This is a genomic window from Streptomyces sp. NPDC054841, assembly GCF_053611045.1.
The window spans coordinates 1-9,657 of sequence record NZ_JBSGZO010000331.1; the positions used below are offsets into that span (position 1 = coordinate 1).

Consider the following 9,657-nt stretch of genomic DNA (forward strand, 5'->3'; position numbering starts at 1 on the left):
GCAGCAGGAACGCCCAGCAGAACATCGCGGATCCCTCGCCGCCGTTCTGCAGCGGGAAGAGCGCCTCGGGCTGGTGCACCTTGAAGTACGCGTACGCCATCGAGCCCGACGCTATGAACGCGGCCGCGCGCGTGCCGAGGCCGATCAGCACCAGGCCGCCGGCGACGAGCTCGATCACGGCCGCGTACCAGCCCGGCCAGGTGCCGGTGGGCACGGTGCCGCCGTTCAGTCCGCCGAGGACGCCGAAGAGGGCGGCGGCGCCGTGGCTGGTGAACAGCAGACCGACGACGATGCGGAACAGTCCGAGGACGTACGGCTGGGCCCGGTCCAGTCTCGAGGACGACTGACGAGTGGCCATCTGGGGGTCTCCTTCGGTCTGGGGACGTGAAACCGATGGGGCACAAGTTAGGCGGACCTAATCAATACTTGCAAGTTCAACATTCAGCCAACGGTCGCTTTTCATGGGAACTTCACAGTCGGCCGTCACGCGCAGCACGGCCCGGGCCACGGCGTCCGCGTCCGACAGCGTCACCGAGTCCACCCCGGGCCGGGCTCCCGCCGCGGTCACCCAGTGCACTCCCTCGGTGGGCACACCGACCGCGAACCGCCGCGGGTGCGCCCGCCCCTGACGATCGATCAGGCGGTACGGCCGCGCTGTCACGTCCAGGCCGCCGGTTTCGTAACCGCCGACGGCATGCGGCCGGCACTGCCCCGTGCGCAGCAGCCGCGCGAGCAGCTCGTCACGGCTGCGCCTGAGGTCCGGCTCCGGGAGCCGTGCCTCGATCAGCGTCGTCGCCGTCACCGCCGACCCCGGTACGTCGGGCGACTCGGCGGCGAACGCCCCGCCCTCCGTCCGTACCGTCATCCGCGGGCCGACCACCTCCAGCACCCCGGCCTCGATCAGTGCGGTCATCTCCTCGATCCGGCGGCGCGGCGGTCCGATGGAGAGGAACGCGTTCAGCGGTGTGTACCAGCGGTCCAGATGGTCGCGCCGGGACCCGCCGGACAGTCCGCGGTGGTCCACGATCTGCCGCACCTCGTTGCGTACGTCCCGCAGGACGTCGAGAGCTGCCTTGAGGGGGTCCGTCACATTGCCGAGCGCCGCGTGCTCGGCGTCCCGTCGCAGATGCCCCAGCAGCCAGTCGCGGAAGGCGGCCGGGCCGGTGAAGGTCTCGCCCGCGTACGGCCGTGAGATCCGCTGCCAGGACCAGCGGTCGGCCTCCGCGCACCCGTAGGCGTCCAGGACCGCGGTCTCCTCGGGGCTGCCGTGCGCCGTGTCCAGGAAGCGGGTGCGGAAGCGGGCCCGGAACTCCGCCCCGCGGCCGGGGCCCCTGCACAGCAGCGCCTCGTAATAGACCGTCTCCACCTCCTTGGCCACCCGCGGCCATATCTCGGTGAGGAAGTCCGGCGGATCGCCCGCGTTCGCGCGTTTGCGGAAGACCGCGATCACGTCCGGGGTGAGCACCAGCGGACGGTGCCGGCCCGAAGTGCCCTTCGCGTTGTCCCCGCGTGCCTGGTACGGAATGCCGCGCCGCGAGCCCGCGTACAGCCGCGGTTCCCGGCCCGAGGGCCGGTAGACGAGACGGTCCCCGGCACGGACGAACGTGCCGCCGCGGCCTGTCGTCAGCAGCGCCATGTGGTCGAAGAAGTTGAGGCCGAGGCCGCACAGCAGGACCGATTCACCCGGGGCGATCGCGGAGAGGTCGAGGTCCGCCGGGTTGGCGGGGGCGAAGTGGCGCAGGCCGTGCCGGGCCGCGTGGTCGCCGAGCCGGGCCGGAACCGCCCCGGGCGCCACCGGCAGATGCCCCTGCGCCAGCACCACCGCGCTGAGGCCGGTCAGAGAGGTTCCGTCGTCCAGTGCCAGCGTCTGCGAACCGTCCTCGGCGTCGTCGAGGCGCACCGCGCGGGCCCGGTGCACCTCCACCTGTACCGTCCGCGGCGCGCGGTCGGCGATTTCGCGGAACGCCCACTCCAGATAGCGCCCGTAGCAGGCGCGGGTCGGATAGTCGTCGGGGCCGAGCGCCTCGGCCGGGTGGGCGGCGGACCACTCGTACAGGCTAGGCCCCGGCCGTATCGGCCCCTCGCAGTCCACGCTGTCGTCGGTGAAGAGCGTCACCTGGGAAGCGACCGTGTTCATCAGCAGCTCGGCGGGCTGGTCCGTTCGCCACACCTTCCCTGGGCCCGCCGGGGCGGGGTCGACGACATGCACCGTCAGCGGGGTCTGTGGGGCCAGTTCGGGCACGGAGGCGCAGAGCCTTTCGAGGACCGAGGTGCCGCGGGGTCCTGCGCCGACCAGGGCTATGGCGTGCGGAACTGCGGGCAACACGGACAAAGCACTGACTCCCGGGGCAATGTGGGGGCTTGACGGTACGGGAAGCGGATCGTCCGCCTCATCATGCCGTTGCTGTGTGGGGAGCCGAAGGGGCAGAGGTGAGGATCATCTGCTGCTGTGTGAAGTGTCACGGACCATTCGTCAGGTTCCGCTCGTCGACGGTCACGAGCCGCGTACCCGCACGATCCGCCCGCTTGCCCCCGGCCGGTCTGCCGTCCGTGCGCGCCTGGTCGAGCCGGAGGTCGGCCGAGCGCCCGCGCAGCGTCAGTGTCATCAGCTGGTTCCCGAACCACGGTCCGCCGCTCCGGTGCCAGTCGATGACAGGCCGCCCCGCCCGCCCGTGCCGCGCCAGCGCATGGCCGAGCCGCCGCCCCGCCCGGCTCCAGCCGAAGCGGAAGCCGAGCTTCACCGAGGAGTGGATCGCGTTGTGGACGGGGGAGCAGGTCAGTTGCAGCACCCGCGCGTCCGGCGCCGCGTCCGGCCAGACCGGCTCGGCGACGTACGCGTGGTGCACATCCCCGGACAGCACGCAGATCGTCGCCGGTGCCAGCGGGCCGCTGCCCGCCTCCGCGATCAGCGCCGTCAGCTTCTCGAACGATGCCGGGAACGCCGCCCAGTGCTCCAGATCGGACCGTCTTCGCAGGTCTTCGCCGAAACGCGCCCAGCGCGCGCCTCGTTCGCCCCGGCACAGTGCCGCGTTCCAGCTCTCCGCGTCATGGATGAGCGGCGGCAGCAGCCAGGGCAGCGAGGTCCCGACGAGCAGGTGGTCGTACGAGCCCGGGGCCTCCAGCGCCTGTTCACGGAGCCAGCGCGCCTCGCACTCGTCGAGCATCGCCCTGCTCTGCTCGTCCAGCACGCGGGCGGCCCGGGTGTCGACCATCAGCAGCCGGGTCCTGCCGAAGTCGCGCCGGTAGCTCCAGCGGACCGCGGCCGGATCGGTCTCGGCCTTCGCCGCGAACCGCCGCAGTGCGTCCGTGCCGTCGGGGCTGGCCCGTACGGCCGCGTGGACCGGGTCCGTGTCGAGCTCGGCCGGGGTGAGATTGCCCAGATGCTGATAGACCCAGTACGACATCAGCCCGCTGCGCACGCGCTCCTGCCACCAGGCCGTCTCCCGCATCTCCGCGAGCCACGACGCGCTGGTGTTCCAGTCGTCGATCACATCGTGGTCGTCGAAGATCATGCAACTGGGGACGGTGGAGAGCAGCCAGCGGACCTCGGGGTCCAGCCAGGACTCGTCGTACAGCCGGGTGTACTCCTCGTAGTCCGCGACCTCCACGCCCGGCGGCTCGCGCAGATCGCGCCGGGCGGCCAGCCAGCGCTGGGTCGCCTGGGACGTCGCGTCCGCGTACACCTGGTCGCCCAGCAGGAGCAGCACGTCCGGGCGCTCGGCTTCCGGGTCGGCGGCCAGCCGGGCGGCGAGGGTGTCCAGCGCGTCGGGGCCGACCGGGTCGTGCTCGTAGGCGGGCGGCGCGGCCCAGCGGCAGGAGCCGAAGGCGACCCGGACGCCTTCGGCGGGGATCGCGGGGGTGCGGATCGCGCTCGGCGGGAAGGGGGAGTCCTCCAGGGGCCAGACGCGCCGGCCGTCCAGCAGCACCTCGTACGGGGTCGAGGAGGCGGGGGTGAGGCCGGTCACCGGGATCAGCGCGTAGTGGTGGCCCTCGATCTGGAACGTACGGACCGACCCGCCCGCCCCGTCCGCGCACCGCACCTCGGCCGTGCACGGCCGGTCGGCCTCGACCCAGACGGTCGCCTGCTCACCGGCCTCCCAGTCGACATGCCGCAGTAGTGGTCCCAGGCGCAGCCCGGCTGCCATATGCCCTCCTCCGTCGCCCTCGTACGGTACGGAACGACGGGGGAGGGTAGCGCGGTTCCATCCCGGACGGGCCGGTCAGCCGCTGTTCAGCAGCCGTTCAGGATGGACTGCAGCGCGGACTTCTCGGCCGAGTCGACCGAAAGGTTCCAGTAGTACTTCGTGTGCACCCACATCCGGGCATAGGTGCAGTTGTAGGAGGAGCGCGGCGGAAGCCACTCGGCCGGGTCCTGGTCGCCCTTGGCCTGGTTCACGTTGTCGGTGACGGCGATCAGCTGCGGACGGGTCAGGTCGTTGGCGAAGGCCTGGCGCGTGGAGGTGGACCAGGAGCTGGCGCCGGAGCGCCAGGCCTCGGCGAGCGGGACGATGTGATCGATGTCGATGTCCGAGGCGGCGGTCCAGGTGGCACCGTCGTACGGGGAGTACCAACTGCCGCTGACCGCGGCGCAGCTGGAGTCCTGGACGACGCCCGAGCCGTCGCGCTTGAGGACGACCTCGCGCGTGTTGCAGGCGCCCGACTGGGTGATCCAGTGCGGGAACTTGTCCCGGCTGTAACCGGTGGAGGAACCTTCCGCCTTGACGGTCAGCTGGCTCAGGTACGTGCGGGCGGTGGCGGCGCTGACCGGGGTGGGCGGGGCGGCCTGGGCGGCCGGCGCGCTGAGCAGCGTGGCGGCCGAGGCGAGCGCGGCGGATGCGGCGAGCATGGCGGTGCGCGAAAGTCGACGCGCGTAGACACCTGACATGCGAACTCCTCTGGAGGTGGGGGGCGTTGGCCGGTTGCGAGCCCTGCGGCTGGACTCCGGCCATCGTGGCGGCGCCAGGTTGCCTGGGGATGGGCGCCAGGTAACAGAGTGGCGACATGGACACGTCACGACAACCCTTCTGACGCCCCGACAATTCACTTCCGGCCGCTTAGGGTTGGCGCGTGCTCCTGCCGGTGAATGTCACATTCGGGGTCGTACTGGCCGTGCTGCCGGCAGCCGCGGCCGCCGTCGCCGCCCTCGCGCACCTCGGACGCTCCCGTTCCCGCGAGATCGCCGTCGCGGGGGTGCGCGCCGCGGTGCAGCTCGCCGCGGTCTCACTGGTGATCGGCTGGGTGGTCCACTCCGTCCCGCTGCTGCTCGGCTTCCTGCTGGTGATGTACGCCGTCGCCGTACGCACCGCGGGCCGCCGGATCACCCCCAACGGCACCTGGTGGCGCACGGCCCTGCCGATCGGCGCGGGCGTCGCCCCCGTCGTCGCCGCGCTGCTGCTCACCGGGCTCGTCCCGGTCAAGGGCATCGCGCTCATCCCGGTCACCGGGATCCTCATCGGCGGGGCGCTCACCGCGACGGTTCTCGGCGGGCGGCGCGCGCTCGACGAGCTCACGACGCGGCACGGCGAGGTGGAGGCCGGGATGGCGCTCGGCCTGCCCGGCCGCGACGCCCGGATGGAAGTGGCACGGGAGGCGGCGTCCGACGCGCTGCTGCCGGGGCTCGACCAGACCAGGACGGTGGGCCTGGTCACGCTCCCCGGCGCGTTCGTGGGGATGCTGCTGGGCGGGGCGTCACCGCTCCAGGCGGGTGCGGTGCAGCTGTTCGTGCTGGTGGCGCTGATGGCGGTGCAGGCGGTCGCGGTCGCACTGGTACTGGAGCTGGTGGCGCGGGGGCTGCTGCACAGGGACGGAGCCCAGGACCTTGGTCCCTGACGGAGCGGCTCGGGCTTCGCGTACCCTGGTCGGAGCGGAAGGGGAGTAGCTCTTCGCCGGAACGTCGACATACTGCCGAGCTCGTCTCGGCCGGCGCCCGGAGGCGGCCGCCCAGCGTGGCTCGCCAGCGAGACCTTCGGCCAGCAGTGACCCATGACCATTCATGGCGCTGCCGTGCCGAAGCGACCCCTGAAACGCTCAGGTCTCTCGGTGCGGCGGTGCCCGACCGATTGAGGAACCCCACCCGTGCTGAGCTTCACGATCATGGCGATCACCTTCGGCGTCGTCTTTCTCGCCGAACTCCCCGACAAGACGGCCCTCGCCGGGCTGATGCTCGGGACGCGCTACCGGGCGTCGTACGTCTTCGCCGGAGTCGCGGCGGCCTTCGCCATCCATGTCGGGCTCGCCATCGCCGCGGGCAGCGTGCTGACGCTGCTGCCGCACCGGCTGGTCCAGGCGGTCGTCGGTGCGCTGTTCCTCGCGGGCGCGGCGATGCTGCTGCTGAAGAAGGACGACGAGGACGAGGAGAAGATCAAGGCGCCGGCCGACCAGTCCTTCTGGAAGGTCTCCGGCGCCGGATTCATGCTGATCCTGATCGCGGAGTTCGGTGATCTGACCCAGATCATGACCGCGAACCTCGCCGCCCGCTACGACAACCCGCTCTCGGTCGGCCTCGGTGCGGTGCTGGCCCTGTGGGCGGTCGCGGGCCTCGGCATCGTGGGTGGCCGGACGCTGATGAAGTACGTGCCGCTGCGGCTGATCACCAAGGTGGCGGCGGGGCTGATGCTGGCGCTGGCGGGATTCAGCCTGTACGAGGCGATCGCGGGCTGAACCGGGGCGCCCTGGGTTCCGGCCGGGGCTGTGCCCCGGGCCCCTCGTGGGGCTGCGCCCCGGGGCTTGTGGTGGGGCTGTGTTCCGAGCCCCTGGCGGGGGTGTGTCCCGGGGCTTGTGGTGGGGCTGTGTCCCGAGCCCCTGGCGGGGGTGTGTCCCGGGGCTTGTGGTGGGGCTGTGTTCCGAGCCCCTGGTGCGGGGCGTGCCGGTTCCCGTTGGCGCGGCCGGGGTGTCCGTCCTCAAGCGCCGGACGGGCTGGACATGGGCACCGCCGAGGGAGTCGCGGGGCTCGCAGCGGGCCGGTGCGGGTCAGGTCGTGACGGCCAGGCGGATCGAGCCGTCGGCCGTCGCCGTCACCTGCAGCGCGGTGAGATCCCGGACGTGGACGTCCGGCGCGAACGCGGCGGCACGCGGACCGACCCCCACCACCCGCATCCCGGCGGCGCGCGCGGCCGTGATGCCCGCCTCCGAGTCCTCGAACACCACGCACTCCGCCGGTGCGAAGCCCAGCTCCGCCGCGCCCTTGAGGAAGCCCTCCGGATCGGGCTTGCTGGCGCCGACGCACTCCGCGGTGACCCGCACCTCCGGCATGCGCAGCCCCGCGGCGCCCATCCGGGCCCGGGCGAGGGCCTCGTCGGCCGAGGTGACCAGTGCGTGCGGCAGGGCGGCGATGGCGTCCATGAAGGCGGGCGCGCCCGCGATCGGGACGACGCCGTCGAGGTCGGCGGTCTCCTGCGCGAGCAGCACGCGGTTCTCGGCGTGGTTCTCCTCCATCGGCCGGTCCGGCAGGAGGACGGCCATCGTGGCGTAGCCCTGCCGGCCGTGGACGACCTTGAGTGTCTCCTCCGGGTCGAAGCCGTGCCCGACGGCCCAGCGCCGCCAGACGCGCTCCACGACCGCGTCCGAGTTGACGAGGGTGCCGTCCATGTCGAGCAGGAGGGCGCCGGCGGTCAGTACGGACGGGGTGGCGGTGGCCGGCATCGGCGTACTCCAAGGGAAGAAAGGGACAGAGCGGCTCCCGCCCACCGGTCAGGGAGTGCGAGCGGGAGCCACTTTGTTCTCCTACGATACAAAACACTGCGCCCGGGCGCCAGTGCACCCCCGGCGCCGCGGCCGGACAGGCCCTCGCGGACCGGTGCCGGACGGCGAAGGCCCCCGACTGCCGGCAGACGGGATTTTGCAGACGGGACTTTGCAGACGGGACTTCGAAGACACGACCTGGGGCGACAGCGTGTCGGGCTACGGCGAAAGGTAGGCCCGGTAGTCCGCCCGGCCGCCCAGGGCCGGCAGGGGCTGAACGCGCCAAGTGCGCGCGTACGACGGGGGCCGGCGATCGCCGGAGAGCAGGACCACGACCGGTTGACGACGGGCCGCGGCGGCGATGCCCGCCGGGGTGATGCTGCCGTCATGTCCGCCCGGCTGGCGGGAGGCGCAGCCGTTGCGGAACGCAACGCGGATGGCCTCCTCCCCGGTGATCAGGCACGGCGGGCGCACACCCTGGGCCCGCAGCACGGCGGCGATGCGGCTGTGGACCGCCCTGTCGCTGCGTACGCGCTGCACCACCGAGTTGAGCACGACGTACTGGATGGCCAGATGCGCCGCGACGGCCACGGCGACCAGAACGACCGCGGCCGGGCGCCTGGCTCGGAAGACGCCGACCAGGCACAGCGCCACGGGCAGGGACAGGAGTGCGTACGCCGGCAGCAGGAAGCGCGGGGCCGCGTAGTCGACGGTGAACAGGTACGGCACCGCCAGCGACAGTCCCACCAGCGACGCGGTCAGGATCTCGGTCCGGAACCGGAACCGGGACCGGGCCCGGGTAGCGGCCCGCACTCCACCCGCGACGAGCAACGGCACCGCGAAGAACCACAGCGCGGTGACCGGGTTGCGCCACGGCACGTCGCAGGGGCGGCAGAGGGTACGCCCGCCCAGCGCCCGGACGTGGTCGTCGACCGCCAGGTACCAGCCCAGGTGCCCCTGGATCTCGCTCGCCCGCCGCAACCGCGCGGACAGGCCGCCGTAGCGGAGGTACGCCTCGATGATCCATTCGGCGCAGCCGAGGCCCATGGAGACGGCGAGGACGGCGAGCAGCACCGGCCGGCGGCTTGCGCCCACGATCAGGGCCACCACCGCGAGAGGCAGAACCAGCCACAGTGCGTCCGACGGCCGCATCAGCGCCACGAACGCCACGGCGGCACCGAGGCCGGCCATCGCACGGCGGTCACCAGCATCCCTGGCCGCCCGCAGGAAGCAGCCGGTCGCGGCCAGCGCCCCGTAGGCGACCCATAGGTTGGGCATTGCCTGCGGGCCGTAGTACGCCGTGATCCACAGGCTCGCGAAAGCCGTCCCGGCGACCGCGAGCACGGGTGCGGGCAGCATCCGCCGCCACACCCACAGCGCGAGGAACAGCCCGCAGCCGGACAGCACGGCCATGTGGACGCGGAGAGCCTCCACGGAGGTGGTCAATGCCGCGACCGGTGCAACGAGGAACGTGATGCCCCGAGCCCGGGGCGCGCTGAAGAACGCCGCGGGGGCCTGCGGGCTGACCTGGCTGACGTACACGGTTTCGTCCCAGCCCAGTCCCAGGCCAGGCGCAACCAGGACCAGTTGGGTGAGAGTGAAGGCCACGGCGACGGCCGCGAGCCAGGGCAGCGGGCGCGTGGGCGCCGGAGTCTCGGGCGAGCCCGGGCCCCAGCGCCGGCCCTGGCCGCTGTCCTTGTCCTTGTCCTTGCGTACTCGCGCCGCTCTCTGCGAGACCAAGCGTGATTCCGGCATGGCGCGACCTCACTCGAAGCGGTTCCGGGTGCTTGCGCCTCCCACGCTCCGAGGGACCGCCGTGGCTCACCACACATGAGCGGCACTCGGCCGAACGGCTTGCCCGAAGGAGTGGAGGCGGCGGACCGGCTGCTGGAGATCGGCTGCGTCACGCACGGCCGGCCAGGGTGGCTTGTGGATCGTCCCCGGCAAGATCCACAAGCCACCCCCTAGTGACCGCGC

8 protein-coding genes are annotated in these 9,657 nt (G+C 72.4%); 2 read left to right on the forward strand and 6 right to left on the reverse strand.

Annotation, left to right across the window (positions count from 1 at the left end; translation table 11 throughout):
• From ACWGI8_RS31780 to ACWGI8_RS31795, 4 genes are all read right to left on the reverse strand, one after another.
• A partial coding sequence (locus ACWGI8_RS31780) for a DoxX family protein (RefSeq protein ID WP_453666186.1) occupies positions 1-358 on the reverse strand: 358 nt, incomplete at its 3' end.
• A 57-nt stretch (positions 359-415) separates the two neighbouring features.
• Positions 416-2,323 carry an FAD/NAD(P)-binding protein gene (locus tag ACWGI8_RS31785; RefSeq protein WP_453666198.1) on the reverse strand — a complete coding sequence of 636 codons (1,908 nt, stop codon included), beginning with the start codon at positions 2,321-2,323 and terminating at the stop codon, positions 416-418.
• A gap of 136 nt (positions 2,324-2,459) precedes the next feature.
• Positions 2,460-4,145 (reverse strand): alkaline phosphatase D family protein, encoded by a 1,686-nt coding sequence (locus ACWGI8_RS31790; RefSeq protein ID WP_453666188.1) that lies wholly within the window; start codon positions 4,143-4,145, stop codon positions 2,460-2,462.
• An 86-nt stretch (positions 4,146-4,231) separates the two neighbouring features.
• The gene (locus tag ACWGI8_RS31795; protein ID WP_453666190.1) at positions 4,232-4,885 is read right to left on the reverse strand and encodes an HNH endonuclease family protein; all 654 of its coding nucleotides are present in this window, start codon (positions 4,883-4,885) and stop codon (positions 4,232-4,234) included.
• A 182-nt stretch (positions 4,886-5,067) separates the two neighbouring features.
• Between ACWGI8_RS31795 and ACWGI8_RS31800 the strand changes: the two genes are divergently transcribed.
• A complete protein-coding gene (locus ACWGI8_RS31800) occupies positions 5,068-5,829 on the forward strand; it encodes an ABC transporter permease (RefSeq protein ID WP_453666192.1) in 762 nt (253 codons plus the stop codon).
• A gap of 246 nt (positions 5,830-6,075) precedes the next feature.
• Positions 6,076-6,660 carry a TMEM165/GDT1 family protein gene (locus ACWGI8_RS31805; protein ID WP_453666193.1) on the forward strand — a complete coding sequence of 195 codons (585 nt, stop codon included), beginning with the start codon at positions 6,076-6,078 and terminating at the stop codon, positions 6,658-6,660.
• 309 nt (positions 6,661-6,969) lie between these two features.
• On the opposite strand, the gene ACWGI8_RS31810 is transcribed toward ACWGI8_RS31805, so the two are convergent.
• Both ACWGI8_RS31810 and ACWGI8_RS31815 read right to left on the reverse strand, forming a co-directional pair.
• Positions 6,970-7,641, reverse strand: a complete 672-nt coding sequence (locus ACWGI8_RS31810) for an HAD-IA family hydrolase (protein ID WP_453666195.1) — start codon at positions 7,639-7,641, stop codon at positions 6,970-6,972.
• A 258-nt stretch (positions 7,642-7,899) separates the two neighbouring features.
• Complete coding sequence (locus ACWGI8_RS31815; protein WP_453666197.1) at positions 7,900-9,435, reverse strand: hypothetical protein; 1,536 nt, start codon at positions 9,433-9,435, stop codon at positions 7,900-7,902.
• Between the last annotated feature and the right edge of the window lie 222 nt (positions 9,436-9,657).